This is a genomic window from Variovorax sp. FW301-JW7, from assembly GCF_058788795.1.
In genome coordinates this window covers 696,217-720,026 of sequence record NZ_JBYTBC010000001.1, presented here as the reverse complement: position 1 = coordinate 720,026, position 23,810 = coordinate 696,217, and the positions used below count along the sequence as shown (strand labels likewise).

26 protein-coding genes are annotated in these 23,810 nt (G+C 68.0%); 7 read left to right on the top strand and 19 right to left on the bottom strand.

Annotated elements, in window-relative coordinates; genetic code table 11:
- The first annotated feature begins 17 nt into the window (after positions 1–17).
- Both AC3WQM_RS03210 and AC3WQM_RS03205 read left to right on the top strand, forming a co-directional pair.
- Positions 18–665, top strand: a complete 648-nt coding sequence (locus tag AC3WQM_RS03210; RefSeq protein WP_492676917.1) for an FMN-dependent NADH-azoreductase — start codon at positions 18–20, stop codon at positions 663–665.
- Between the two features lie 184 nt (positions 666–849).
- On the top strand, positions 850–1,710 hold the full coding sequence (locus AC3WQM_RS03205) for an SDR family NAD(P)-dependent oxidoreductase (RefSeq protein WP_492676916.1): 861 nt from the start codon (positions 850–852) through the stop codon (positions 1,708–1,710).
- Between the two features lie 195 nt (positions 1,711–1,905).
- Here AC3WQM_RS03205 and AC3WQM_RS03200 read toward each other — a convergent pair whose 3' ends face one another.
- From AC3WQM_RS03200 to AC3WQM_RS03185, 4 genes are read right to left on the bottom strand one after another with little or no spacing between them, the layout of a single operon-like run.
- Positions 1,906–2,463: an NADPH-dependent FMN reductase gene (locus AC3WQM_RS03200; RefSeq protein ID WP_492676915.1), complete on the bottom strand. Its 558-nt coding sequence runs from the start codon at positions 2,461–2,463 to the stop codon at positions 1,906–1,908.
- Positions 2,464–2,511: 48 nt separating this feature from the next.
- Entirely contained in the window at positions 2,512–3,246 is a 735-nt protein-coding gene (locus AC3WQM_RS03195; RefSeq protein WP_492676914.1) for an amino acid ABC transporter permease, read from the bottom strand.
- Positions 3,243–3,959 (bottom strand): amino acid ABC transporter permease, encoded by a 717-nt coding sequence (locus AC3WQM_RS03190; RefSeq protein WP_492676913.1) that lies wholly within the window; start codon positions 3,957–3,959, stop codon positions 3,243–3,245. The genes AC3WQM_RS03195 and AC3WQM_RS03190 overlap by 4 nt, the downstream gene beginning before the upstream one ends.
- Before the next feature lie 31 nt (positions 3,960–3,990).
- On the bottom strand, positions 3,991–4,833 hold the full coding sequence (locus tag AC3WQM_RS03185) for a transporter substrate-binding domain-containing protein (protein WP_492676912.1): 843 nt from the start codon (positions 4,831–4,833) through the stop codon (positions 3,991–3,993).
- 226 nt (positions 4,834–5,059) lie between these two features.
- Between AC3WQM_RS03185 and AC3WQM_RS03180 the strand changes: the two genes are divergently transcribed.
- From AC3WQM_RS03180 to AC3WQM_RS03165, 4 genes are all read left to right on the top strand, one after another.
- A complete protein-coding gene (locus tag AC3WQM_RS03180) occupies positions 5,060–6,043 on the top strand; it encodes an aliphatic sulfonate ABC transporter substrate-binding protein (RefSeq protein WP_492676911.1) in 984 nt (327 codons plus the stop codon).
- Between the two features lie 19 nt (positions 6,044–6,062).
- Positions 6,063–7,289 carry an N-methyl-L-tryptophan oxidase gene (solA, locus tag AC3WQM_RS03175; protein WP_492676910.1) on the top strand — a complete coding sequence of 409 codons (1,227 nt, stop codon included), beginning with the start codon at positions 6,063–6,065 and terminating at the stop codon, positions 7,287–7,289.
- 65 nt (positions 7,290–7,354) lie between these two features.
- Positions 7,355–8,287 carry a 2-dehydropantoate 2-reductase gene (gene panE / locus AC3WQM_RS03170; RefSeq protein WP_492676909.1) on the top strand — a complete coding sequence of 311 codons (933 nt, stop codon included), beginning with the start codon at positions 7,355–7,357 and terminating at the stop codon, positions 8,285–8,287.
- 14 nt (positions 8,288–8,301) lie between these two features.
- A complete protein-coding gene (locus AC3WQM_RS03165; RefSeq protein WP_492676908.1) occupies positions 8,302–9,003 on the top strand; it encodes an aspartate/glutamate racemase family protein in 702 nt (233 codons plus the stop codon).
- 3 nt (positions 9,004–9,006) lie between these two features.
- Here AC3WQM_RS03165 and AC3WQM_RS03160 read toward each other — a convergent pair whose 3' ends face one another.
- Both AC3WQM_RS03160 and AC3WQM_RS03155 read right to left on the bottom strand, forming a co-directional pair.
- Positions 9,007–9,315 carry a hypothetical protein gene (locus AC3WQM_RS03160; protein ID WP_492676907.1) on the bottom strand — a complete coding sequence of 103 codons (309 nt, stop codon included), beginning with the start codon at positions 9,313–9,315 and terminating at the stop codon, positions 9,007–9,009.
- A gap of 10 nt (positions 9,316–9,325) precedes the next feature.
- Positions 9,326–10,687 carry an NAD(P)/FAD-dependent oxidoreductase gene (locus AC3WQM_RS03155; RefSeq protein WP_492676906.1) on the bottom strand — a complete coding sequence of 454 codons (1,362 nt, stop codon included), beginning with the start codon at positions 10,685–10,687 and terminating at the stop codon, positions 9,326–9,328.
- Positions 10,688–10,819: 132 nt separating this feature from the next.
- On the opposite strand from AC3WQM_RS03155, the gene AC3WQM_RS03150 reads away from it, so the two are divergent.
- Complete coding sequence (locus AC3WQM_RS03150) at positions 10,820–11,788, top strand: alpha/beta hydrolase family protein (RefSeq protein WP_492676905.1); 969 nt, start codon at positions 10,820–10,822, stop codon at positions 11,786–11,788.
- Between the two features lie 6 nt (positions 11,789–11,794).
- On the opposite strand, the gene AC3WQM_RS03145 is transcribed toward AC3WQM_RS03150, so the two are convergent.
- The 13 genes from AC3WQM_RS03145 to AC3WQM_RS03085 form a co-directional block, all read right to left on the bottom strand.
- Complete coding sequence (locus AC3WQM_RS03145) at positions 11,795–13,630, bottom strand: family 2A encapsulin nanocompartment cargo protein cysteine desulfurase (RefSeq protein WP_492677183.1); 1,836 nt, start codon at positions 13,628–13,630, stop codon at positions 11,795–11,797.
- Between the two features lie 66 nt (positions 13,631–13,696).
- Positions 13,697–14,629 carry a family 2A encapsulin nanocompartment shell protein gene (locus tag AC3WQM_RS03140; protein WP_042579703.1) on the bottom strand — a complete coding sequence of 311 codons (933 nt, stop codon included), beginning with the start codon at positions 14,627–14,629 and terminating at the stop codon, positions 13,697–13,699.
- Positions 14,630–14,693: 64 nt separating this feature from the next.
- Positions 14,694–14,963: a helix-turn-helix domain-containing protein gene (locus tag AC3WQM_RS03135; RefSeq protein WP_062470032.1), complete on the bottom strand. Its 270-nt coding sequence runs from the start codon at positions 14,961–14,963 to the stop codon at positions 14,694–14,696.
- The gene (gene epsC, locus AC3WQM_RS03130; RefSeq protein WP_492676904.1) at positions 14,960–15,880 is read right to left on the bottom strand and encodes a serine O-acetyltransferase EpsC; all 921 of its coding nucleotides are present in this window, start codon (positions 15,878–15,880) and stop codon (positions 14,960–14,962) included. The genes AC3WQM_RS03135 and epsC overlap by 4 nt, the downstream gene beginning before the upstream one ends.
- Before the next feature lie 37 nt (positions 15,881–15,917).
- Positions 15,918–16,400 carry a rhodanese-like domain-containing protein gene (locus AC3WQM_RS03125; RefSeq protein WP_062470259.1) on the bottom strand — a complete coding sequence of 161 codons (483 nt, stop codon included), beginning with the start codon at positions 16,398–16,400 and terminating at the stop codon, positions 15,918–15,920.
- A 242-nt stretch (positions 16,401–16,642) separates the two neighbouring features.
- On the bottom strand, positions 16,643–16,858 hold the full coding sequence (locus AC3WQM_RS03120) for a TOBE domain-containing protein (RefSeq protein WP_007829250.1): 216 nt from the start codon (positions 16,856–16,858) through the stop codon (positions 16,643–16,645).
- Positions 16,859–16,910: 52 nt separating this feature from the next.
- Positions 16,911–17,507 carry a malonic semialdehyde reductase gene (locus tag AC3WQM_RS03115; protein WP_492676903.1) on the bottom strand — a complete coding sequence of 199 codons (597 nt, stop codon included), beginning with the start codon at positions 17,505–17,507 and terminating at the stop codon, positions 16,911–16,913.
- Positions 17,508–17,523: 16 nt separating this feature from the next.
- Positions 17,524–18,813 carry an O-acetylhomoserine aminocarboxypropyltransferase/cysteine synthase family protein gene (locus tag AC3WQM_RS03110; protein ID WP_492676902.1) on the bottom strand — a complete coding sequence of 430 codons (1,290 nt, stop codon included), beginning with the start codon at positions 18,811–18,813 and terminating at the stop codon, positions 17,524–17,526.
- A gap of 36 nt (positions 18,814–18,849) precedes the next feature.
- Positions 18,850–19,680, bottom strand: a complete 831-nt coding sequence (locus tag AC3WQM_RS03105; RefSeq protein ID WP_095745458.1) for an ATP-binding cassette domain-containing protein — start codon at positions 19,678–19,680, stop codon at positions 18,850–18,852.
- A 4-nt stretch (positions 19,681–19,684) separates the two neighbouring features.
- A complete protein-coding gene (locus AC3WQM_RS03100) occupies positions 19,685–20,644 on the bottom strand; it encodes an aliphatic sulfonate ABC transporter substrate-binding protein (RefSeq protein ID WP_492676901.1) in 960 nt (319 codons plus the stop codon).
- 11 nt (positions 20,645–20,655) lie between these two features.
- Complete coding sequence (gene ssuC / locus AC3WQM_RS03095) at positions 20,656–21,516, bottom strand: aliphatic sulfonate ABC transporter permease SsuC (protein ID WP_062470015.1); 861 nt, start codon at positions 21,514–21,516, stop codon at positions 20,656–20,658.
- Between the two features lie 8 nt (positions 21,517–21,524).
- Positions 21,525–22,694: an FMNH2-dependent alkanesulfonate monooxygenase gene (ssuD, locus tag AC3WQM_RS03090; protein WP_492676900.1), complete on the bottom strand. Its 1,170-nt coding sequence runs from the start codon at positions 22,692–22,694 to the stop codon at positions 21,525–21,527.
- 149 nt (positions 22,695–22,843) lie between these two features.
- Entirely contained in the window at positions 22,844–23,803 is a 960-nt protein-coding gene (locus AC3WQM_RS03085; RefSeq protein WP_492676899.1) for a sulfonate ABC transporter substrate-binding protein, read from the bottom strand.
- Between the last annotated feature and the right edge of the window lie 7 nt (positions 23,804–23,810).

Sequence of the window (23,810 nt, the reverse complement as noted above, 5' to 3'; positions counted from 1 at the left end):
GAAAGTGATTGACTGACATGAAGCTGCTCCACATCGACTCCAGCATCCTGGCCGCCGGCTCCACCTCGCGCCAGCTGACCGCCGAAACCGTCGCCGCCTGGCGCGCCGCCCACCCCGACACCCAGGTCGAATACCTGGACCTGGCCGTGGACGCGCCCTCGCACTTCAGCGCCGACGCCCTGGGCATCAAGACCGGCGTGCAGGCCCAGCCGACCGAAGCGCAGCTGCGCGAGAACGCCCTGTCGGAAAAGCTGGTGAGCCAGTTCCTGGCCGCCGACGTCGTCGTGCTCGGCGCCCCGCTGTACAACTTCACCATCCCGACCCAGCTCAAGGCCTGGATCGACCGCCTCGCGCAAGCCGGCCGCACCTTCAAGTACACCGAGAAGGGCCCCGTCGGCCTGGCCGGCGGCAAGACCATCATCGTGGCGTCGAGCCGCGGCGGCATCTACTCGACCTCCGAAGGCGGCCAGGCGGCCGAGCACCAGGAGAGCTACCTGAAGGTGATCTTCGGCTTCTTCGGCATCACCGACGTGCGTTTCGTGCGCGCCGAAGGCATCGCGATGGGTGACGCGCCCAAGGCCGCCGCCCTGGCCGCCGCCCGCGCCGACATCCTCGTGACCACGACCGAAGCGGCGAACCAGAAGACCGTTGCGCAAGCAGCCTGAGTTTTCCGCCCCCTGCCCTCGACGCCCCTGCATGCTGCCTTGCGCAGCGTGCAGGGGCGTTGGTGCTTCCATGCGTCCAACTAAAAATTAACGTTGCGCCTCAAATCGAGAATCGGCGCAGATTCGCCACTGTCTTGCCATCAGAAAATTGCAAACATTGAGGTCTATAGTTAATTCGATTTGAATGGAATGCCAGAACCCCATCGACGCTGATAATATTTTTCGGGCCAATTCGGCATTCAACAAATATGGCCCGACCATGAAAGCAAATCAAACAGACAGCGGCGACATACTCGACACTTTTCGCAACGACCTTTTCAGCGGGAAATCGGTGGTGGTCTCGGGCGCCACCAGTGGCATCGGACTCGCCCTTGCGCACGGTTTTGCGAGGCTGGGGGCCTCGGTCGTGGCGACGGGAAGCAACCCTGAAAAGATCGCCGGGGAAAGTGCAAATCCGGACAACCGGTCCATCCGCTTTGAGCTCCTGGACGCGCGCAACGGCGAAGCCATCAAGGCGTTCTCCGCAAGATTCGACACCCTCGATGTCCTGGTCAATGCACAAGGCATCCTTCTCGGCGATGCGGAACACACCGAGGAAGCCTTCCTCGACGTGATCGACGTCAACCTCAATGGCGTCATGCGCATGTCGTACGCCTTCCGCGAACACCTGATCCGCTCGAGGGGCAGCATCATCAACATCTCGTCGATGCTCAGCTACCTGGTCGAGCCTGAAATTCCCGCCTATGCGGCAAGCAAGACCGGGCTGCTGGGCCTGACGCGAACCTTGGCGCACGCGTACGGGCCGCATGGCGTGCGGGTCAACGCGATCTCCCCGGGCTATCACAAGACCGACATGACCAAAGTGTTGTGGAGCGTGCCAAGGAGCCACGACCTCGTCGCCAATCACTCCGCCCTCAAGCGCTGGGGATCGACCGAAGACCTGGTCGGGGCCGCCATTTTCTTCGCCAGCCCGGCCGCCGCGTTCGTGACCGCCTCCGATCTGCCGGTCGATGGTGGCTATGTCGTTGGAAATACGGTCCGGTAGTCGCGAAGTGCGAAACAGGCGTTCTCAAAAAGCATGGCCTGACCTGAAATTTTCACGAAACCCAATACCCTGAATTGATTGACCTGAAGTTTCAAACCTTCAATTCGATCTGAATTACAAAATTCAGATCGCCAAATCAAAAAAGCCGCCCCACAAGGGCGGCTTTTTCATGGCCGTCGACCGGCACTTCGTTCGTCAGGCCGCCGAATGGCTCTTCACCCAGGCCACGTACTTGTCCATCCAGCCCTGCAGGAATTTCTGCGTGCCTTCATTGCCGATGTGGCCCTTGTCGTCGAACAGGCCTTCCTTGGCCTGCAGGAACACCTCGGGGCCACCCATCGTGGGCGCGTCGAGATACGCCAGGATGTTGCGCAGGTGCTGCTGCGCCAGCGCGGTGCCGATGGCGCCCACCGAGATGCCGAGCACGCCGGTCGGCTTGCCAGCCCACACGCTCTGGCCGTAAGGGCGCGAGGCGTGGTCGATGGCGTTCTTCAGCACGCCGGGGATCGAGCGGTTGTATTCGGGCGTGACGAACAGCACGCCCTGCGCGGCGGCCACTTCGCTCTTGAGGCGCTTCACCTGCGCGGCCTGGTTGCCGTCGTCGTCCTGGTTGTACAGCGGCAGGTCGTCGATGCGCAGGGTCTCGAACGTGAAGTCCGACGGCGCGAGGTGCGCCAGCGCCAGGGCCAGCTTGTGGTTGAACGAATCCTTGCGCAGGCTGCCGACGATGACGGCGATCCGGGTCTGTGCCATGGGTGGAACTCCTTGAAATGAGAAAGGCTGTCGGAATGACCGGGACGATTATGCGAAGCGCTCAAGACCTTTTCCAGAAAAGTTCATGACAACCGGCGCACCCGCCTGCGCGCGGCGCACGACCCCGTGGGCCAGCCGGTCGAGCCCGGTGCACAGCAGCCAGTAGATCGCGCCCACCAGCACGAAGATCTCCGCCGGATAGACCATGGTGCGCGCGTTCACCTGCGAGGCCACGAACGACAGCTCGCCCACGCCCACCACGTAGGCCAGCGAACTGTCTTTCACCAGCGTCACCCACTGGTTGACGAACGACGGCAGCATCATCCGCAGCGCCTGCGGCAGCACGATGTGGCGCAGCGTGCCCCAGCGCGTGAGCCCAAGCGACAGCCCCGCCGCCCACTGCCCCGCCCCGATGCCGCGGATGCCCGCATGCACCGCGTGCGCCAGGTAGGCGCCGCCCACCAGCGACAGCGCGCACATCACCGACAGCACGCCCGGCACGCTCACGCCCAGCGCGAACGGCAGCAGGAAGTAGGTCCAGAAGATCAGCATCAGCACCGGGATCGCGCGCAGGAAGGCCAGCCCCAGCGTCAGCACGCGCTTGAGCGGCCCCCGCGCCATGGCCAGCCCGCTGCCCCACGCCAGCCCCAGCAGCGCCGACGCGATGCCCGAGCCGGCACTGAGCAGCACCGTGAGCGCCGCGCCACCCAGCTCGCCCTGCGGAAAGGCGCCCCACAGCAAGTACGGCAGGCTGTCCCACAGCATGTGCAATGCATCGCTCATGCAGCCGCCCTCCCCGGCACCGCTGACTGCCGACGCGCAGCCCACGCTGCCAGCAGCTCGATCGCGCCGATGGTCACGATGTAGAGCAGCGTCGCCACGCCGAAAGCCTGGAAGGTCTTGAAGGTTTCCGCCTCGACCTGGCGCGAGGCGTACGACAGCTCGACCAGCCCCACGGCCATCGCGAGCGAGGTGTTCTTGACGATGTTCATGTACTGACCCAGCAGCGGCGGCAACGCGATGCGCAGCGCCTGCGGCAGCACCACCTGCGCCAGCACCTGCGCGCGCGTGAAGCCCAGCGCCTGCGCCGCCAGCGTCTGCCCCGCGGGCACGCCGCGGATGCCCGAGCGGATGTCCTCGCCCACGTAGGCCGCCGCATACAGCGTGAGGCCGAGCAGCGCCGACAGAAGCTCGAAGGAAATGAAGCGCCCCGCCAGCAGCCCTTCGCGCAGCGCCTCGGGCAGCAAACTGGGCGCGCCGAAGTACCAGAAGAAGAGCTGCACCAGCAGCGGCGTGTTGCGAAACAGCGAGACGTACGCCCCGCTCGCACGCAGCCACGCGGGCCGGCTCGACGAGCGCCCCGCCGCCACGACGACACCCAGCAGCGTGGCGCCCGCCGCCACCAGCAGCGAGGCGCCCACGGTCACGAGCCAGCCGTCGAGCAGCCAGCCGAGGTAATGGGGCGCGAGCAGGTGCTCGCGCAGGAAATCGCTCAAGGCCGCATCGATCCGGTCGTTGCGTGCCCCCTCAGTTGGCGGCCACGCGCTGGTCGCCGATCTTCAGCAGGCGCGGCAGCGGCGCCTTGCTGTTCGGGCCGAACCAGGTGTCGTAGATCGCCACGGCGCGGCCGTTCTTCTCGCTATCGACCAGCCAGGCGTTGAGCGTCTCGAGCAGGCGCGTCTCGCCCTTGGCCACGGCCGCGCCGAGGTATTCCTTCGACACCGTGATCGCCGGGATCTCGTACTTCTCCTTGTCGGGAATCGCGTTCCACTGCGCCGTGAGCTTCACGCCGTCGTTGGTGATGGCCTGCACGTTGCCGTTGCGCAGCGCGGCCAGCGCAAACGGTGAATCGTCGTAGAGCACGACCTTGGCGTCGGGGTAGTTCTTGCGCAGGTTCGACTCCATCGTCGTGCCCTTCTCGGTGCCGATGCGGATGTCCTTGATCTGCGCGGCCTCCTTCAGCACGCCCTTCTTCGCCAGGAACTGCTGGCCGACCAGGAAGTACGGCGTGGTGAAGTCCACCGCCTTGGCGCGCTCGTCGGTGATGGTGAAGCTGGCGAACACCACGTCCGCCTTGCCCGAGGTGAGCAGCGGGATGCGGTTGGCCGGGTTGGTCGGCACCAGTTCGATCTTCACGCCCAGGCTCTTCGCGAACTCGGTCGCCAGGTCGATGTCATGGCCCACCTGCTTCTTGCTGGCCGGGTCGATGTAGCCGAAGGGCGGGTTGCCGTCGAACGCGGCCACGCGCAGCACGCCGGCCTTGCGGATGTCGTCGAGCTTGTCGGCCCAGGCGATGTTGCCCAGGGTGGTGAGAGCGCCGATTGCCAGGGCCAGGCTGGTCACGGTGAAAGAGTGGGTGTTGCGGGTCATGCCTGCGCTTCGCTGGAAGTGGAAAAGGAGAGCGCGACTCTAGGCAGCGCTGCGTGCGGCGCCAACGAAGCAATTCCCGCTTGCATATGCAGCGATGAGTTGCGCATGAACAAATGACAAAAGCTTCGTGGCGCGAGACAGCGTCGGTCCCTAGAGTGGCCAGCCTCTGCCTTTCGACTGACTGCTTTTTTCTTCTTCGGCTGCGCGACGCGGCCCCGCTCTTCCCATGCACTTCCCACGCTCTTCCTCGCCCGCCGTCTCCCGGCGCCTCCTGCTTCGCGCCGGCGTCGGCGCCGCCGCCGTGGCCGCCTCGGCCCCGCTGTTTGCCCAGACGCGCGCCCGCACGCTGCGCATCGGCTACCAGAAGTTCAACACGCTCAACATCCTCAAGGGCACGGGCCAGCTCGAGAAGGCGCTCGCACCGGCCGGCGTGAGCGTCGAGTGGCGCGAGTTCCTCGGCGGCAGCCAGCTGTCGGAAGCACTGGCGGCCGGCGCCATCGACTTCGGCCACGCCTCCGACGGCATCGGCGTGTTCCAGCAGGCCAGCGGCAAGGGCCTGGTCTACCTCGCGGCCGAAAGCCCCTACCCCGGCGGCGTCGGCTTCCTGGTGCCGCGCGACTCGCCGATCCGCAACGTGCGCGACCTCAAGGGCAAGAAGGTCGTCACCGGCCGCGGCTACAACACGCAGTACGTGCTGATCCGCGCGCTCGAAGCGGCCGGCCTGCGCTACGAAGACATCGAGCCGGTCTACATCGTCACGGCCTCCGACACCGTGGCCGCCTACCAGTCGGGCAGCGTCGCGGCCATCGGCCTGTGGGACCCGTTCCTGGCCGGCGCGCAGGTGGCGACCGAATCGCGCCTGCTGTTCGACGGCACCGGCCTGAGCGGCAACCGCACCTACCACTTCGCGCAGCCCGCCTTCGCGCGCGCCAACGCCGACACGTTGCGCACCGTGTTCGCCGAGCTGCGCAAGGCCAACGACTGGGCGCAGGCCCACCCCGGCGACGTGGTGGCCACGCTCGCGCCGCAGCTGAAGGTCGAGCCCAAGGTGCTGGCGCTGGCGACCGAACGGCGGCACTATGGCGTCGTGGCGCTCACGCCCGCCATCGCTCGCGAACAGCAGGGCCTGGCCGACGTGTTTGCGCAGCTGAAGCTCATTCCCCAGCCCATCGCGGTGAAGGATGCGTTTCTCGACCTGAACCTTGTGTGACGACGAAACCTCTCGCCCCGTGACCCGTTCCCCTACTCATTACGACGCGATCGTCATCGGCCTGGGCGCCCTCGGCGCGGCCACCCTCTACCAGCTCTCGCAACGCGGCGCGCGCGTGCTCGGCATCGACCAGTTCGCACCGCCGCACGACCGCGGCTCCTCGCACGGCGACTCGCGCATCACGCGGCTGGCCGTTGGCGAAGGCGACGAGTACGTGCCGCTGGTGCACCGCTCGCACGCCATCTGGCGCGAGCTCGAGGCACGCACCGGTCGCCCGCTGATGACCACCACCGGCGGCCTCATCCTCGCGCCACGCGACCGCGTGGCCGAACACCACGGCAAGTCCGACTTCGTGCGCCGCACCATCGCCTGCGCCGAGCGCTTCGACATCGCGCACGAGGTGCTCGACGCGGCCGGCATCCGCGCGCGCTACCCGCAGTTCCACCTGCAGGGCGACGAGATCGGGTACCTCGAGCGCGACGCCGGCTTCGTGCGCCCCGAAGACGCCATCGCCGCCCAGCTCGCCGTGGCCCGCGCCGACGGCGCACAGACCCGCACCGGCGAGCGCGTGCTGGGCGTCGAGCCCGTGGGCAACGGCGACACCGTGCGCGTGCGCACCGAGACCGCGAGCTTCACCGCCGACCAGGTGGTGGTCGCGGCCGGCGCCTGGCTGCCCGAATTCCTTGGCCGGCAGGCGCGCACCGACTGGCAGGCGCACTTCTCGGTGCACCGCCAGGTGATGCACTGGTTCGACACCGGCCCCACCGCCGCGGCCGACTTCGCGCCCGGGCGCTTCCCGATCTTCATCTGGATGTTCGGCGACGCGCAGGAAGACTACATGTACGGCTTTCCGGCCTCCGACGCGTCGCAACCCGCGCTGAAGGTCGCCACCGAGCAGTACGTCGACGCCACCACGCCCGACGCGCTCGACCGCGAGGTGAGCGCCGAGGAAAGCGCCGCCATGTACCGCGACCGCGTGGCCGGACGCTTTCCGCAGATCGCGGGACAAGCACTCAAGGCCCGCGCCTGCATGTACACCGTCACGCCCGACCGCCGCTTCGTGATCGACGCGCTCGACGGCCTGCCGAATGTGCTGATCGTCTCGGCCTGCTCGGGCCACGGCTTCAAGCACTCGGCCGGGCTGGGCGACGCCATCGCCGACCGCGTGCTGGGCCGCGAGAGCGCGCACGGCCTCGACCTGCGGCCCTTTGCCCGCGAACGGTTGGCGACCTCGCAACACCCCTGAGGCGCCCGCGCGCGATCCGGGGCATCATCGCTTCCGATCTTCAGTTTCTTCGGAGGCAGCGCGCGATGCGATTCCTGATGGTGGGTGCGGGAGCACTCGGTGGTTACTTCGGCGCACGCCTGCTCGCGGCAGGCCGCGATGTGACCTTTCTACTGCGTCCCGGCCGCGCGGCCCAGCTGGCCACGACCGGACTCGTGGTGCGCAGCCCCTTCGGCGACCTTGACCTGCCCACGCCGAAGCACGTGCTGGCCGAGCAGATCGGCGGCCCGTACGACGTGGTCGTGGTCGGCTGCAAGGCCTACGACCTCGACGCCACCATGGATTCGTTCGCGCCCGCCGTCGGGCCCGACACCGTCATCCTTCCTCTGCTCAACGGCCTGGGCCACATCGACCGGCTGGTCGCGCGCTTCGGCGAGGCGCGCGTGCTCGGCGGCCTGTGCATGATCTCCGCCACCCTCGACGACGAGGGCCGCGTGCAGCACCTGAACGACATGCACAGCCTGAGCTATGGCGAACGCGCGGGCGGGCGCTCGCCACGCATCGACGCCATCGCAGCCCAGTTCGCGGGTGCGAACTTCACGGCCACCGCGAGCGAGACCATCGCGCAGGACATGTGGGAGAAGTGGGTCTTCATCGCCTCGGCCGCGGGCCTCACAAGCCTGATGCACGCCTCCATCGGCGACATCGTGGCGGCCGGCGGCGAGGACGTGGCGCTTGCGATCTTCGACGAGTGCTGCGCCATCGCCGCCCACAACGGCTTTGCCCCGCGGCCCGGCGCCGTCACGCGCGGCCGCGCGGTGGTCACGACCGCCGGCTCGCCCATGACCGCCTCGATGTACAAGGACATGGCCCGCGGCGCGCGCGTCGAGGCCGACCACATCGTGGGCGACCTGCTGGCCCGCGCGCCGCGCAGCGCCTCGGCCACACCGTCGGTGCTGCGCACGGCGTACGTGCACCTCAAGGCCTACGAGTTCCGTCGCGCCCACGAGGCCGATTGAACGGCGGCAACACCATGGCCGACACGCTCGCCTTCCTCCATACTGCGCAAGTGCATGTGCAGACCTTCGGCAGCCTGGCCCGCGAGATCGCCCCCGAGCTGCGCGTGCAGCACCTGGTGATGGAAGAGCTGCTCGCCGATGCGCGCACCCTGGGCGTCGACCACGCCGGCCTGGTGGCGCGCGTCCACGAAGCCATGCGCGACGCCGCCTCGGACGGCGCCTCCGTCGTCGTGTGCACCTGCTCGACCATCGGCGGCATCGCCGAGAAGACCGCCACCGGCGGCGCCTTCGCCGCCCTGCGCATCGACCGCGCCATGGCCGACCGCGCGGTGCGCAACGGCCCGCGCGTGCTGATCGTCGGCGCCGTCGAGAGCACCATCGACCCGACCCTGTCGCTCGTGCTTTCAGCCGCGCGGCAAGCCGGTGTCGGCATCCGCGCCAGCACGCTGCTGGTCGACGATGCCTGGGTGCACTTCCAGTCCGGCGACATCGCGCGCTACGTCGCCACGCTGGCCGAATCGATCCGCGCCGCGGCCGATGGCACCGACGTGATCGTGCTGGCGCAGGCGTCGATGGCGCCGGTGACGGGGTTGCTGGCGGACCTCAAGGTCGATGTGCTCAGCAGTCCGCAGCTGGGGGTGGCACATGCCGTGGCCACGCTGCGCGCGTCGAGCACAGCCTGGGCGACCGGCCGCGAAGACCTGCGGGGCTGGTAGCGCCTACAGCAGGAACACGGACGCGAGCACCAGCGCCGGAAACAGCAGGACCAGCGTGGCGCCCATGGCCAACGCATACCGAGCCCATTTCTGACGTGTGTTCTTCTGCGGTGAAAAAACCTCCCACCACAGCACGACCGTCGCCATGCCCTGGAGACCGAGGTGCCAGGCCAGCGCGCGATAGAGGCAGGTCAATGCCATATAGCCGCAGGTGCGGGCATCGCCATAGCCGTTGTAGCTCCAGACGGCCATGAGCAACCCGAGGCCGACCAGCGCCACGCCAATGGTGGTTCGGGACACCCGCACGGCCATGCGCCTAGCCTCAATCCAACTTCTGGATCGTCTCCCCCTTCAACGCCCCCATGTCGCGGATGTTGAAGCGGTGCTGCTTCCACCCTGCCATGGTGCGTCGGAAGTTGGCCAGGGAGATGCCGTAATACAGCACCTTGAACATGCGCAGCGCGCCCCACATCGGCGTGCCCTTGTAGATGTCGCCGGCCAGCAGCGACATCAGCGCCTCCTTCACCCTGAACGGGTTGCCGGGGTACATGAACATGTCGCGGATGGTCGGGTTGGTCACGCGGTAGATGAACCACGAGTACTCGCGCGGGCCCTTGCGCATCATGGCCTCGAAGCCTTCGCGGGCGCGGGCCAGTTCGGCCGGCTGGTCGAGTGCAGTGGCCACCAGTTCGGCGCCGTCGAAGGCGCTGTGCATCGCCAGGTACACGCCCGAGGAGAACATCGGGTCGATGAAGGTGAAGGCGTCGCCCAGCAGCAGGTAGTTGTCGCCGGTGGCGTGCGTGCTCGAGTACGAGAAGTTGCCCGTGGCGTGCACCGCGTCGTCGACCAGGGTGGCGTTCTTCAGGCGGTCGGCCAGCACGGGGCACAGCGCGATGGTGTCGTAGAAGAATTCCTTCAGCGATTTTTCGCGCGTCTTCAGGTAGTAGGGCCAGCACACCGCGCCCACGCTGGTCGTGCCGTCGGCCAGCGGAATGAACCAGAACCAGCCGTGCGGAAACCAGCAGATGCTGATGTTGCCTTCCTTCTTGCCCTCGAGCCGCTCGGCATTCGTGAAGTGGCCGAACAGCGCGGTGCTGTTGTGATCGGGGTTCTTCTGCTTGCAGCGGAATTTGTTGGCCAGCAGCGTGTCGCGGCCCGTGGCGTCGACCACGAAGCGCGCGCGCCAGCTGCGCTTGGCGCCGTCGTCCATCACGGCCTGCACGGTGGCGCCGTCGGCGTCGAAGGCCACGTCGCGCACCTTGCAGCCTTCGAAGGTCTGGGCGCCGCGCGTGGCGGCGTTGCGGAACAAGAGCTCGTCGAGCTCGGAGCGGCGCACCTGCCAGGCGGAGTCGAGCGACTTGTCCCAGCCTTCGGCGAACTCCACGTAGCTGCGGTGCTCGTGCTCGGGCGAGACGAACTCGATGCCGAACTTCGGCATGCCGATCTTCTCGACCTGGTCGCGCACGCCGAGCTTGTCGAACAGCTCGACGTTCGCGGGCAGCAGCGACTCGCCGATGTGAAAACGCGGGTGGTGCTCTTTCTCGACCAGCACCACCCTTCGCCCCTGCTGCGCCAGCAGCGCCGCGACGGTCGAGCCCGCGGGGCCGCCGCCGATCACGAACACATCGCAGGCATCGCTGACAGAAGAAGGAGCACCGGAAGAAGAAACCTGAGGCTGGGACATGCGAAGACAAGCAGCGTGATGGACAGCGACAGAGCATAGCGCGCCCGCATCGCACGACGCAAAACGGGCTGGCGGCGCGGGGCCGGAGGCGGCACACTGGCGGCCTTTTCAGCCCTCGACCCCTTGCGCGCCATGACCCTGCATCGCCTTGCACTGCTCGCCGCCCTCTGTGTGTCTGCCGCATGGAGTCACGCCGCGGGGTTCAGCTTCATCGAGGTGCCGGCCGACAAGGACGGGCCGGCCTTGCGTGGCGCGGTGTGGACGCCTTGCGAGGCGACCCCCGGCGAGATCGCGTTCGGGCTGATCGCCATTTCGGCCACCAAGGACTGCCCCATTGCCGGCACGGGCCTGCCGCTGGTGCTGATGTCGCACGGCTCGGGCGGCTCGCTCCTCGGGCACCACGACACGGCGGCGGCGCTGGCCGACGCGGGCTTCGTGGTCGCCGCCATCAACCATCCGAACGACAACTTCCAGGACATGGAGCGCCGGGGCCATCTCTCGACATTTGCCGCGCGGCCCATCGACATGCGCCGGCTGGCGGATCACATGCTCAAGACGTGGCCCGGCCACACAAAAATCGCCGCCGACCAGGTCGGCTTCTTCGGCTTCTCCCGCGGCGGCTACACCGGCCTCGTCGCGACGGGCGCGGTGCCCGACTTCAAGCTGGGCCTGCGCTCTTGCACGCCGGCGTCGAAGATTCCGTTCTGCGGCCAGATCCAGCGCCAGGAACTGCCCGCGCCGCCGGTGCGCGATGCGCGCATCAAGGCGGCGGTGATCGTCGATCCGTTGAGTTTTTTCGATGCCGAAGGGCTGAAGCAGGTCACGGTGCCCATCCAGCTCTGGGCCTCCGCGCGCGGCGGCGACGGCGTGACGCTGGACGATGTCGAAGCGGTTCGCCGCCACCTGCCTTCCGCGCCGGACTGGTACGTGCCCGCGAGCACCGCGCACTTCGCCTTCCTGGCGCCCTGCGCGCCGGCCATGGCCAAGGCCTTGCCGGAGATCTGCAGCGATGCCGGCGGCTTCGATCGCGTCGCCTTCCACGCCGACTTCAATGCCAAGGTGCTCGCCTTCTTCAGGCAGCACCTGGCATCGAAGCCCTGAGCCGGCTCAGCGCGTGCGCCGCTGGCCGGCGAGTCGCCGCACCACCGTCACCAGCCGATCGATCTCGTCGAAGGTGTTGTAGAACGCCAGCGACGGCCGCACCGTGGTCTCGACGCCGAAGCGCCGCAGGATCGGCTGCGCGCAGTGGTGTCCCGTGCGCACCGCAATGCCTTCGTCGTTGAGCGCGTGGCCCACCTCTTCGGTGGTGTAGCCGTCGAGCACGAAGGACATCACGCTGGCCTTGTCGGCCGCCGTGCCGATCAGCCGCACGCCGGGAATCGCGCCCAGTTGGGCCATGCCGTACACCAGCAGGTCGTGCTCGTAGCGCGCGATGTTCTCGATGCCGACCTTGTTCACGTAGTCGATGGCCGCGCCCAGGCCCACGGCATCGGCGATGTTGCCGGTGCCGGCCTCGAACTTGTTCGGGATCGGCTGGAACACGGTCTTCTCGAAGGTCACGTCGGCAATCATGTTGCCGCCGCCCTGCCACGGGGGCATGTCCTCGAGCACCTCGCGCTTGCCCCACACCACGCCGATGCCGGTCGGGCCGAACACCTTGTGGCCGGAGAACACGAAGAAGTCGGCGCCGATGTCCTGCACGTCGACGCGCATGTGCGAGACCGACTGCGCGCCATCGACCAGCGCCTTGGCGCCTGCGCGGTGTGCCAGCTCGACGATCTCCTTCACCGGCACCACGGTGCCCAGCGCGTTCGAGACCTGCGTGACCGCGACGATCTTCGTGCGGTCGCTCAGCAGCTTGCGGTACTCGTCGAGCAGCACCTGCCCCGAATCGTCCACCGGGATCACGCGCAGCTTCGCGCCCTTGGCGGCGGCGAGCTGCTGCCACGGCACGATGTTGGCGTGGTGCTCGAGGTTCGACACGATGATCTCGTCGCCCTCGCCCACGTGCTGGCCGCCCCAGCTCTTGGCCACGAGGTTGATGGCCTCGGTGGTGCCGCGCACGAAGATCACTTCTTCGACTTCGGGCGCGTTGATGAACTTGCGCACGCGTTCGCGCGCACCTTCATAGGCATCGGTGGCACGCGCAGCGAGTTCATGCGCCGCGCGGTGGATGTTCGAGTTCTCGTGTGCGTAGAAGTACGCGATGCGGTCGATGACCGACTGCGGCTTGTGCGTGGTGGCGGCGTTGTCGAACCACACGAGCTGCTTGCCGTTGACGCGCTCCTGCAGGATCGGGAAGTCGCGGCGCACGGCGTGTACGTCGAACGGCGGATGCTGGCCACTGCCGGCCAGCGGCACCGCGTCGGGGCCGCGCGGATCGGGCTTGGCCGGCGTGACGAAGCCGTTGGGCAGGCGCACCGTATCGACAAAGTAGAACTGCGCGTCGCGTCCGGCCGGCGCCGAAGGCGGGCTCGGCGGCAATGCAGGCTGTGCCGTCGGCGCGGCAAGGCCCGCGAACGGATCGTGGATCGCGAAGCCATCGCTGGAGCTGGCCACCGGATGCCCGTAGCTGTGGTTCAGGAAATAGAACGGCGAGGCTGACGCTGCCTGCGGCGACGCAGGCGCCCCCACCTGCTGCGGCACGCCCTGCACCACGCCGCCCGAGCGCGGCTCGAAGGCCGGCGCCACCGACAGCACCGTGTCCGGCACGCCATTGCCCGCCACCGCATGCGGCAGCAGCGCCGGCGCGCGGTTCGCGAGCGACGGCAGCTGCGTGGGCGATGCGGGCAGCACATTGGCGCCCGGAATCTGTCCCTGCGGGATCGGTGTGCCCGGCACGCTCGGCCCGAAGCCGGCGGGGCTCACCAGCGGCGAGCCCGGCGGTGCGATGTTGGCGGGAAACTGCGCGCCCGGCGGCGCGGAGAACATGGCGCTGGCCATGCGCGCGAGAACGGCCGGATCGAACGGCGCCTCGCCCGGGAACGTGGGTGTGCTGCTCACCGCGGCTTACTTGTAGGTGTCGGGATAGTCGTGGTACTTGCCGATCTCGACGTCGTCGAGCACGGCCAGCGCGTCGGTGGTCAGCACCGCGAGCGAGCAGTACAGCGAGATCAGGTACGACGCGATCGCGTGGTTGTTGATGCCCATGAAGCGCACCGACAGCCCCGGGCTCTGCTCGCCCGACAGGCCCGGCTGGAACAGCCCCACCACGCCCTGGCGCTTGTCGCCCACGCGCAGCAGCAGGATCTTGCTCTTGCCGTCGGCCACCGGCACCTTGTTCGACGGAATCAGCGGAATGCCGCGCCAGGTGATGAACTGCGAACCGAACAGGCTCACCGTGGGCGGTGGCGTGCCGCGGCGCGTGGCTTCACGCCCGAACGCGGCAATGGCCAGCGGATGCGTGAGGAAGAACGCGGGCTCCTTCCACACCTTGGTCAGCAGCTCGTCCAGGTCGTCGGGCGTGGGCGCGCCGGTCAGCGGGAAGATGCGCTGCTCTTCGCTCACCTGCGCCAGCAGGCCGTAGTCGGGGTTGTTGATGAGCTCGCTCTCCTGGTTCTCCTTGATCGTCTCGATCGTCAGACGCAGCTGCTCCTTGATCTGGTCGTGCGGGCTGCTGTACAGGTCGGAGATGCGGGTGTGCACGTCGAGCACGGTGCTCACGGCATTGAGGTAGTGCTCGCGCGGGTTCTCTTCGTAGTCGACGAAGGTGCGCGGCAGCTGGTTCTCTTCTTCGCGCGAGGTGCAGGTGACCTTGATCGACTCGGGATTCTTGACCTTGTTGACGCGGTAGATGCCCGCCTCGACAGGCACCCATTGCAGCAGGTGCGTCAGCCAGCGCGGGCTGATGGTCTCGAGTTGGGGAACGGTCTTGGTGGCGTTGGCTAGCTGGCGGGCGGCGTTGTCGCCAAGGGCGGTGGTACCACCGACTGTTGCACTCATGGATCAAGGCTCCGTGGGTTGAGGAAAAAGTGATCGCCAGTGTCTGGCGACCACGGGTTTCCCCTCAACAGGCTATAGCCGCCAAGTTGATCCGCCGTGCAAGGCGCGACTGCTCCAGTTGCTCGCAACGCGCGAGCAGGTTGACGATGTTGATGCCCAGCGCAGTGGCCAGCTTCTGCGCCGTGACGATCGACGGGATCACGCGCCCGCGCTCGATCTCGCCCACGTACGAGCGGTTCAGATCGGAACGCTCGGCCAGCTCTTCCTGCGACCAGCCCTGCCCTTCGCGCAGCTGGCGCACGGTGACGCCGAAGTCTTCGACGAAGGCTTTCATACGCCGCCCGCCTTCGGTGCGCTGTTGTTCTGCAGGCTGGCCTGCGTGACGCTGGCACCGGGCTTCACGTCGTCGGTGATCCACACGTTGCCGCCGATGACCGCGCCCTTGCCCAGCGTCACGCGGCCCAGGATGGTGGCGCCCGCGTAGATGATCACGTCGTCCTCCACCACCGGGTGGCGCGGCAGGCCCTTCTGCAGGTTGCCTTCGGCGTCGGTGGGGAAGCGCTTGGCGCCGAGCGTGACGGCCTGGTACAGCCGCACGCGCTTGCCGATGACGGCCGTCTCGCCGATCACGACGCCCGTGCCGTGGTCCATGAAGAAGCCCGCATCGATCGTCGCGCCCGGGTGGATGTCGATGCCGGTCTGCGCATGCGCCAGTTCGGCCACGATGCGCGCGAGCAGCGGCAGGCCGAGCTCGTAGAGCCGGTACGCGAGGCGGTGATGGATCATCGCGAGCACGCCCGGATAGCACAGCAGCACCTCGTCGACGCTGCGCGCGGCCGGGTCGCCCTGGTAGGCCGCGAGCACGTCGCTGTCGAGCAGCCGGCGCAGGCCCGGCAGCGCGTTCGCGAACTGCCGCACCGCTTCAGTGGCCGCAGCGTCGATCTCGCTCGCGGGGCGCGGCGCCAGCCGTGCGTTGAAGTTCAGCTCGAGCCGGGCCTGCACCAGCAGTGCCTGCAAGGCGGCGTCGAGCGTGTGGCCCACGTAGAAATCCTCGCTCTCGTGACGCAGGTCCGGCGGTCCCAGCCGCATCGGAAAGAGCGCGCCCTTGAGCGACTCGACGATCTGCGCCAGCGCATCGCGCGACGGAAACTCGCGCGCACCGGGCTCGCGCGAGCGGCGCTGCGAATCGCGCCACTCGTCGCGCACCTCGTGCAGTGCGCGCACGATGTCACTCACTTCGAATTGAGCCATGTGTTTTTTCCTCCCGTGTGTTTCTATCGATGGGGGTTCAGTCCTGCACCCACGGCAGGCCATGGAAGCGCCAGCCGTCGGACCCGCCGCGATGCTGCCGCGCATCGATCTCGCCCTCGAAGCCTTCGAGCACGTTGAACACCTGCGTGAAGCCAGCCTTGGCCGCGGCTTCGGCCGCCAGCGCCGAGCGCTTGCCGCTGCGGCACAGCAGGAGCACCACGGCCTCCTTGCCGCCGTCCTTCGCCACCTTGGCTTCGAGCTCGCGCACGAAGCGCGGGTTGCGGGTGAGCGCGGTGCCCGTGGCCCAGGCCACGTGCAGGCTGTCGGGCACGTGGCCGACGAACTTGCGTTCTTCGCCGGAGCGCACGTCCACGAGCAGGGCGTGGCCGTCCTGCACCAGCTGCCAGGCCACGGGGGGCGTCACGCCGCCGGCGTAGGGCCAGTTCTTTTCGATGGCTTGCGCGCGCGCCTGTTCGAGGGCGGGCGGCAAGGCGATGACATCTTCAACTTCCACGGACATGCGGTTCGGCTCCTGTTGTACGTTGGTCATTCCATCTTCCTTGATGGCGATAACCACCACTGTAGGAGTGCGAAGGCCAAGGTCAAACGACTCAAAAGTCGATTCTTAACAACCTTGTGATCTATGGGGCGCTGCTTCAGGGCGCGCTCGGCGTCCTGCGCACACGCTCCAAACCAGCAGCGTTGAAACGAAAAACCCCGGCACCAAGACAGCACCGGGGAATCGCAAAGCCCGAGGGTCCGTCAGAGCTTGGCGATCGAAACTTCGGTCGACTTCACGAGTGCGACCACGTCGGAGCCCACCTTCAGCTGCAGCTCGTCGACCGAGCGCGTGGTGATGACGGAGGTGACGATGCCCCAGGCGGTTTCGACATCGACTTCGGAGACGACGTCGCCGCGGATGATCTCGCGGACCTTGCCCTTGAACTGGTTGCGGACGTTGATGGCTTGGATGGACATGGTGATTTCTCTTTCAGGGTTGACAGGGGTTGTGAGTGAAAACGGCCGGCGGTCAGACGATCTCGGCCACGTCGTCGAACGCCAGCCGGGGCCCGCGTTCGAAAGTGCCGGCGTGGTCGGCCACGCCGAGGTTGACGAGGAAGTTCGCGCGATAGCGGCCGTCGGGGAAGAAGGCCTTGTCGACCAGGTCGGCGTTGAAGCCCGACTGCGGCCCCGCATCGAGCCCGAGCGAACGCGCCGCCAGGATCAGGTAGGCGCCCTGCAGGCTGCTGTTGCGAAAGGCCGTGGCCTGCGCGGCTTCGGCGCTCTTCTCGAAGAAGGGCTTGGCGTCGTAGGCCGGGAACTGCGTGGGCAGGTGCTCGTAGAAGCGCGTGTCGTGCGCCACGATCACCGTCACGCCGGCCTGCAGCGTCTGCGCGGTGTTGCCCGCCGACACGGCCGGCTTCAGCTTCGCCTTGCCCTCTTCGCTGCGCACGAACACGTAGCGCGCGGGCTGGGCGTTGTAGGCGGTCGGGCCCCACTTCACGAGCTCGTAGAGCTGGCGGATCAGCGCGTCGGTCACGGGCACCGGCTTGAAGGCGTGCACGGTGCGCGCCTTTCGGAACAGCTGGTCCAGCGCGGCGTCAGGGATGGCTTGCAGTGTGGTCATGGCTTGGAACGGTGTGTCATTTCGACGCAGCGGCCAGCGCCTGGTCGAGGTCGGCGATTAGATCGTCGATGTGCTCGATGCCCACCGACAGGCGCACGGTGTCTTCCGTGACGCCGGCGCGGGCCAGCTCTTCGGGCGACAGCTGGCGGTGCGTGGTCGATGCGGGGTGCGTGGCCAGCGAGCGCACGTCGCCGATGTTCACGAGGCGCGTGAAGAGCTTCAGCGCATCGAGGAACTTCGCCCCACCCTCGCGACCCGCGCCGATGCCGAAGGTCAGCACGCCGCTGGACTTGCCGCCGAAGTACTTCTTCGCCAGCGGGTAGTCGGCATGGTCCTCGAGCGCGGCGTAGTTCACCCAATTGACGGCCTTGCTCTGCTTCAGATGCTGCGCCACCGCCAGCGCGTTGCTGCTGATGCGGTCCATGCGCAGCGCCAGCGTCTCGATGCCCTGCAGGATCAGGAAGGCGTTGAACGGCGAGATGGCCGCGCCCGTGTTGCGCAGCGGCACCACGCGCGCACGGCCGATGTAGGCGGCCGGGCCCAGCGCCTCGGTGTAGACCACGCCGTGGTAGCTCACGTCGGGTTCGTTCAGGCGCTTGTAGCGCTCCTTGTGCTCGGCCCACGGGAACTTGCCCGAATCGACGATGGCGCCGCCGATGCTGGTGCCGTGGCCGCCCAGGTACTTGGTGAGCGAGTGCACCACGATGTCGGCGCCGTGCTCGATGGGCCGGCTCAGGTACGGCGAGGGCACGGTGTTGTCGACGATGAGCGGCACGCCGTGGCGGTGCGCGATCTCGGCGATGGCCGCGATGTCGGTCACGTTGCCCGCCGGGTTGCCCAGCGACTCGACGAACACCGCCTTGGTGCGCTCGTCGAACAGCTTCTCGAAACTGCTCGGGTCGCGGTGGTCCGCGAAGCGCGTCGTGATGCCGAACTGCGGCAGCGTGTGCGCGAACAGGTTGTAGGTGCCGCCGTACAGCGCGGTGCTGCTGATGATGTTGTCACCGGCCTCGGCGATGGTCTGGATCGCGTAGGTCACGGCCGCTTGCCCCGAGGCCAGCGCCAGCGCCGCGATGCCGCCTTCGAGCGCGGCCACGCGCTGCTCCAGCACGTCCTGCGTCGGGTTGTTGATGCGGGTGTAGATGTTGCCCGGCACCTTCAGATCGAACAGGTCGGCGCCGTGCTGCGCGCTGTCGAAGGCGTAAGCCACGGTCTGGTAGATCGGCGGCGCGACCGCGCGGGTGGTCGGTTCGGGCGAGTAGCCGGCGTGGACCGACAGGGTTTCGAATTTCCAGTTCTGCGACATGCGACTGCCTTTCAAAGGGGGAATGGATGAAACGACTCAGATCGCCCAGCGCAGGGCGTGGGCCTGAGGCGTGAGCCAGCTGGCATCGGTGCTTTCCACATCGGTCTCTTCGGACTTCTGCAGCACCCGGTCGAGGATTCGTTTTTCGATCGCGGCAAAGGCCGGGTCGCCCTGCGAGCGCGGACGGGCCAGCGCAATGTTCTCGTCGAGCGCGATGCGGCCGTCCTCGATGAGGATCACGCGGTCGGCCAGCGCCACGGCTTCCTGCACGTCGTGCGTCACCAGCAGCGCGGTGAAGCGGTGGCGCTGCCACAGGTTCTCGATGAGGCGATGCATCTCGATGCGCGTGAGCGCGTCGAGCGCGCCCAGCGGCTCGTCGAGCAGCAGCAGGCGCGGGTGGTGTACCAGCGCACGCGCCAGGGCCACGCGCTGGCGCTGCCCGCCCGACAGGCGCGCCGGCCATTCGTTCTCGCGGTCGGCCAGGCCGACCTGCGCCAGCACTTCCTTGCCGCGCGCCTTGGCATCGTTCGGCAGGCCCAGCGTCACGTTGTCGAGCACGCGGCGCCAGGGCAGCAGGCGCGCCTCCTGGAACATGATGCGGGTGTCGTCGTGCAGGCCGCTCACGGCCTTGCCGTCGGTGTAGAGGCCACCGGACGTGGCTTCTTCGAGGCCCGCGATGAGCCGCAGCAGCGTGCTCTTGCCGCAGCCGCTGCGCCCCACGATGGCGATGAACTGGCCCGGCTCGATGGTCAGCTGCGTGTTGCGCAGCACCTCGCGCGCGCCATAGCGCTTGTGCAGGCCACGCGCCTCGAGGCGCACGCCGCCAGCGATGGCTTGGGGTTGGATGTCTTTGAGAACGGCACTCATGAATTCAGGCCCCGGGGTTGAACAGCGCCACGTTCAGCGCATCGATTTTTCTGGGCAGCAGCTTCTCGGCGAAGAAGGCATCGGCGATGCGCTGTTGTTCGGCCAGCCCGCCGGCCACCACCGGCCGCACCGCGTAGCTGCGGCGGCTGTTGGCCTGCTCGATGGTCGGGGCGTCGAGCCCCCACACGGGCGCGAGCAGGGCCGCAGCCTCCTTCGGGTGCTGCTTGACCCACTTGCCAGTCTTCTCCAGCTCGGCGTAGACCACGCGCAGCACGTCGGGCCGCGCCTTCGCGAACTTGGTGCTCGCCAGGTAGTAGCGCTGGTACGACGCGATGCCCGCGCCGTCGGCCAGGATGCGCACCTTCGACTGGCGCTGGGCGGCGGCCAGGAACGGGTCCCACACGACCCAGGCGTCGATGGCGCCCTTCTCGAAGGCGGCGCGGCCGTCGGCGGGCGTGAGGTACGCGGGCTCGATGTCCTTGAACGACAGGCCGGCCTTTTCGAGCGCGGCAATCAGCAGGTAGTGCGCGCCGGCTGCCTTCGCGAAACCGACCTTCTTGCCCTTGAGATCGGCCACGGTCCTGAGCGGTGACTCGTCGCGCACGACGATGGCCTGCGCGGCCGGCGACGGTGCTTCCTGCGCCAGAAAGGTCAGGTCGGCGCCGGCCGCTTGTGCAAACACGGGCACGGTGTCGGCGACGTCGGCGCTGATGTCGAGGTTGTCGAGGTTCAGCGCCTCGAGCAGCGGCAGGCCGCTGGTGAACTCGTGCCAGCTCAGCGAAACGTTGAGCGGCGCGAGCTGCTTCTCGAGCGTGCCCTGCACCTTCAGCAGTGCGATCAGCGTGGACGACTTCTGGTAGCCGAGCCGCACCGTGGCGGGCCGTTGTTGCTGTGCCAGCACGGCACCTGCGCTGAGCGCACCCAGCGTCGCAATGGCGGTACGGCGATTGATGAGGTGGTTCATGTGCCCTGCCCTCACTTCGCCGGCTTCTTCTGGTAGCCCGGGTGCCAGCGCAGCCACCACTGCTCCAGGCCGCGCGCGAACAGGTCGGCCAGCTTGCCGAGCAGCGCGTACAGCAGGATGCCCACCAGCACGATGTCGGTCTGCAGGAATTCGCGGGCGTTCATCGTGAGGTAGCCGATGCCGGCCTGCGCCGAGATGGTCTCGGCCACGATGAGGATCACCCACATCAGGCCCAGCGAGAAACGCAGGCCCACCAGGATCGACGACAGCGCACCCGGCAGGATCACCTCGCGGTACAGCTGCCAGCGCGACAGGCCGTAGGTGCGCCCCATCTCGATGAGCTGCGGATCGACGTTGCGGATGCCGTGGAAGGTGTTCAGGTAGATCGGGAAGAACACCGACACCGAGATCAGGAAGAGCTTGGCCGATTCATCAATGCCGAACCACAGGATCACCAGCGGAATGAGCGCCAGCGCCGGGATGTTGCGCACCATCTGGATGGTGGAGTCGAGCAGCGTCTCGAAGAACTTCACCGAGCCCGTGAGCAGGCCCAGCGCCAGCCCCGCGCCGCCGCCGATGGCCAGCCCCGCGAGCGCACGGCCCGCGCTCACCTTCACGTGCGTCCAGAGCTCGCCGGACACGGTGAGCGTCCACGCGGCCTTGACCACGTCGAGCGGCGCCGGCAGCACGCGCGTCGAGAGCCAGCCCAGCGACGAGGCGATCTGCCAGACGACGATCAGCCCCACCGGCACCAGCCACGGGATGAGCCGCTTCGCGACGTTGAGGCCGAAGCCTCGCAGCGCGCTGCCCGCGTCCCCTGCGGTGTTCGATGCCGGCGCCACGGCCGGCAGTTCCTGTACTTGTTCGGTCATGCGTGTCCTCAGCTTTGCGAGACGAGTCGGGACGGCGCGTCGAGGTTGGCGACGACCTCGCCGAAGGGGCCACTCAGCGAGCCGCCCGCGAGTTGCGTCTTCGCCTTGCGCGACAGCAGCGGGAACACCAGCTCGGCGAAGCGGTAGGCCTCTTCGAGGTGCGGGTAGCCCGAGAAGATGAACTTGTCGATGCCCAGCGCCGCGTACTCCTCGATGCGCGCCGCCACGGTCTTGGCATCGCCGACCAGCGCCGTGCCCGCGCCACCGCGCACCAGGCCCACGCCGGCCCACAGGTTGGGCGCGATCTCCAGGTCGGCGCGCCCGCGCTTGGCGCCGCCGGCATGCAGCGCGGCCATGCGGCGCTGGCCTTCGGAATCCATGCGCGCAAAAGCGGCCTGGGCGCGCGTGACGGTTTCGTCGTCGACGCGGCTGATGAGTTCTTCGGCGGCTTTCCAGGCGGCGTCCTCGGTCTCGCGCACGATCACGTGCAGGCGGATGCCGAACTGCACGCTGCGGCCCTGGCGTTCGGCGCGGGCGCGCACGTCGGCGATCTTCTTCGACACTTCCGCGGGCGGCTCGCCCCAGGTCAGGTAGGCATCGACCTGCTCGGCCGCGAGGTCATGCGCCGCCGCAGAAGAGCCACCGAACCACACGGGCGGATAGGGCTTCTGTACCGGCGGAAACAGCAGCCGCGCGCCCTTCACGCTCAGGTGCTTGCCTTCGTAGTCGTAGGTGCCGGTCTCGTGGCTGCGCGCGATGATCTCGCGCCAGATGCGGATGAACTCGGCCGACTGCTCGTAGCGCGCCGCGTGGTCGAGGTACACGCCGTCGCCTTCCAGCTCGGCCTGGTCGCCGCCGGTGACGAGGTTCACGAGCAGGCGCCCGCCCGAGAGCCGGTCGAAGGTCGCGGCCATGCGCGCGGCCAGGCTGGGCTGGTGCAGGCCCGGGCGCACCGCCACCAGAAACTTGAGCTTCTTCGTCGCGCCGATCAGGCTGGAGGCGATCACCCACGGGTCTTCGCAGGAGCGGCCGGTGGGAATCAGCACGCCTTCGTAGCCGAGGTGGTCGGCCGCGCCGGCGATCTGCTGCAGGTACGGCAGGTCGACGGCGCGTGCGCCTTCGCTCGTGCCGAGGTAACGGCTGTCGCCGTGCGTGGGGAGGAACCAGAAGATCTGCATCGGAAACTCTCGATCGTTCGTTGGCTTGCCCGTTCAGACGGCAAGCAGGAAAGGAAGGCGGCGCGCCGCAGACACGACACCCCAGGCGCGCGCCGTGATGGCCAGCACGTGGCCGGCGCGTTCGTGCAGCGCAGTCGACACGGCGGCCATCACGCGATCCCGGCGCCGGCGGCTTCGAGCACGTTGATCTTTCTGGGGATCAGCTTGAGCGCGAAGAAGGTGTCGGCGATCTGCTGCTGCTCGGCCAGGATGGCCTTGGTGATCGGGCCGGTGCCGTAGGCGGTGCGGCCTTGCGACAGGTCGGCCACCGCCTTGGGCAGGCCCCAAATCGCAGACAACTCGGTCGCCAGTTCGTTGCGGTGGGCGGCGCCCCACTGGTCGATCTTGTTGACCTCTTCGATCGCAACGGCCAGCACGTCGGCGTTCTTCGCCACGTAGTCGAGCGACGAGAAGTAGTAGGCGCGGTTGCCGACCACGCCCACGGCGTCGGCCAGGATGCGCGCGTCGAGCGACTGCTGCGCGGCGGCCAGGAACGGGTCCCAGATCACCCAGGCGTCGACCGAGCCTTTTTCGAAGGCGGCGCGCGCGTCGGCCGGTGGCAGGTAGACCAGGTTCAGGTCGCTGTACGCCAGGCCGTGCTTCTCGAACAGCTTGACGATGAAGTAGTGGACGTTCGAGCCCTTGTTGAGCGCGATCTTCTTGCCCTTGAGGTCGGCCACGGTCTGGATGGCCGAGCCCTTGGGCACCAGCACCGCCTCGGTCTTCGGGCGCGGCACCGTGGCGCCCACGTAGGCCAGCGGCGCGCCGGCGGCCTGCGCGAAGATGGGCGGGGCCTCGCCCACGTCGCCGAAGTCGATCGAGCCGACGTTCAGCGCCTCGAGCTGCACCGGGCCGGCCGTGAACTCGGTCCACTTCACGGTGGCGCCCAGCGGCGCGAGCCGCTTCTCGAGCGTGCCGCGGGCCTTGAGCACGCTCAGGTAGCCCTTCTGGTGGCCGATGCGCAACTGGCGCGCGGGGCTCTGCGCCAGGGCGGCGAACGACGACGGCAGCGCGAGGGCGGCGGCTGCGCCCTGCAGCAGGCGGCGTCGGGGAATGGCAATGCGGGTCATGGAAAGG

Bases quoted from the DNA above. Each gene is read 5' to 3' on its own strand.
- AC3WQM_RS03180 (WP_492676911.1), top strand. From the start codon at position 5,060: ATGCACTTCCCACGCTCTTCCTCGCCCGCCGTCTCCCGGCGCCTCCTG.
- AC3WQM_RS03210 (WP_492676917.1), top strand. From the start codon at position 18: ATGAAGCTGCTCCACATCGACTCCAGCATCCTGGCCGCCGGCTCCACC.
- AC3WQM_RS03185 (WP_492676912.1), bottom strand. From the start codon at position 4,833: ATGACCCGCAACACCCACTCTTTCACCGTGACCAGCCTGGCCCTGGCA.
- AC3WQM_RS03085 (WP_492676899.1), bottom strand. From the start codon at position 23,803: ATGACCCGCATTGCCATTCCCCGACGCCGCCTGCTGCAGGGCGCAGCC.
- AC3WQM_RS03110 (WP_492676902.1), bottom strand. From the start codon at position 18,813: ATGTCGCAGAACTGGAAATTCGAAACCCTGTCGGTCCACGCCGGCTAC.
- AC3WQM_RS03105 (WP_095745458.1), bottom strand. From the start codon at position 19,680: ATGAGTGCCGTTCTCAAAGACATCCAACCCCAAGCCATCGCTGGCGGC.
- AC3WQM_RS03200 (WP_492676915.1), bottom strand. From the start codon at position 2,463: ATGGCACAGACCCGGATCGCCGTCATCGTCGGCAGCCTGCGCAAGGAT.
- ssuC (WP_062470015.1), bottom strand. From the start codon at position 21,516: ATGACCGAACAAGTACAGGAACTGCCGGCCGTGGCGCCGGCATCGAAC.
- AC3WQM_RS03195 (WP_492676914.1), bottom strand. From the start codon at position 3,246: ATGAGCGATGCATTGCACATGCTGTGGGACAGCCTGCCGTACTTGCTG.
- AC3WQM_RS03165 (WP_492676908.1), top strand. From the start codon at position 8,302: ATGGCCGACACGCTCGCCTTCCTCCATACTGCGCAAGTGCATGTGCAG.
- AC3WQM_RS03160 (WP_492676907.1), bottom strand. From the start codon at position 9,315: ATGGCCGTGCGGGTGTCCCGAACCACCATTGGCGTGGCGCTGGTCGGC.
- AC3WQM_RS03115 (WP_492676903.1), bottom strand. From the start codon at position 17,507: ATGACCACACTGCAAGCCATCCCTGACGCCGCGCTGGACCAGCTGTTC.
- AC3WQM_RS03120 (WP_007829250.1), bottom strand. From the start codon at position 16,858: ATGTCCATCCAAGCCATCAACGTCCGCAACCAGTTCAAGGGCAAGGTC.
- AC3WQM_RS03140 (WP_042579703.1), bottom strand. From the start codon at position 14,629: ATGAGTGCAACAGTCGGTGGTACCACCGCCCTTGGCGACAACGCCGCC.
- AC3WQM_RS03150 (WP_492676905.1), top strand. From the start codon at position 10,820: ATGACCCTGCATCGCCTTGCACTGCTCGCCGCCCTCTGTGTGTCTGCC.
- ssuD (WP_492676900.1), bottom strand. From the start codon at position 22,694: ATGCAGATCTTCTGGTTCCTCCCCACGCACGGCGACAGCCGTTACCTC.
- AC3WQM_RS03205 (WP_492676916.1), top strand. From the start codon at position 850: ATGGAATGCCAGAACCCCATCGACGCTGATAATATTTTTCGGGCCAAT.
- AC3WQM_RS03145 (WP_492677183.1), bottom strand. From the start codon at position 13,630: ATGGCCAGCGCCATGTTCTCCGCGCCGCCGGGCGCGCAGTTTCCCGCC.
- panE (WP_492676909.1), top strand. From the start codon at position 7,355: ATGCGATTCCTGATGGTGGGTGCGGGAGCACTCGGTGGTTACTTCGGC.
- AC3WQM_RS03125 (WP_062470259.1), bottom strand. From the start codon at position 16,400: ATGTCCGTGGAAGTTGAAGATGTCATCGCCTTGCCGCCCGCCCTCGAA.
- epsC (WP_492676904.1), bottom strand. From the start codon at position 15,880: ATGGCTCAATTCGAAGTGAGTGACATCGTGCGCGCACTGCACGAGGTG.
- AC3WQM_RS03135 (WP_062470032.1), bottom strand. From the start codon at position 14,963: ATGAAAGCCTTCGTCGAAGACTTCGGCGTCACCGTGCGCCAGCTGCGC.
- AC3WQM_RS03100 (WP_492676901.1), bottom strand. From the start codon at position 20,644: ATGAACCACCTCATCAATCGCCGTACCGCCATTGCGACGCTGGGTGCG.
- AC3WQM_RS03155 (WP_492676906.1), bottom strand. From the start codon at position 10,687: ATGTCCCAGCCTCAGGTTTCTTCTTCCGGTGCTCCTTCTTCTGTCAGC.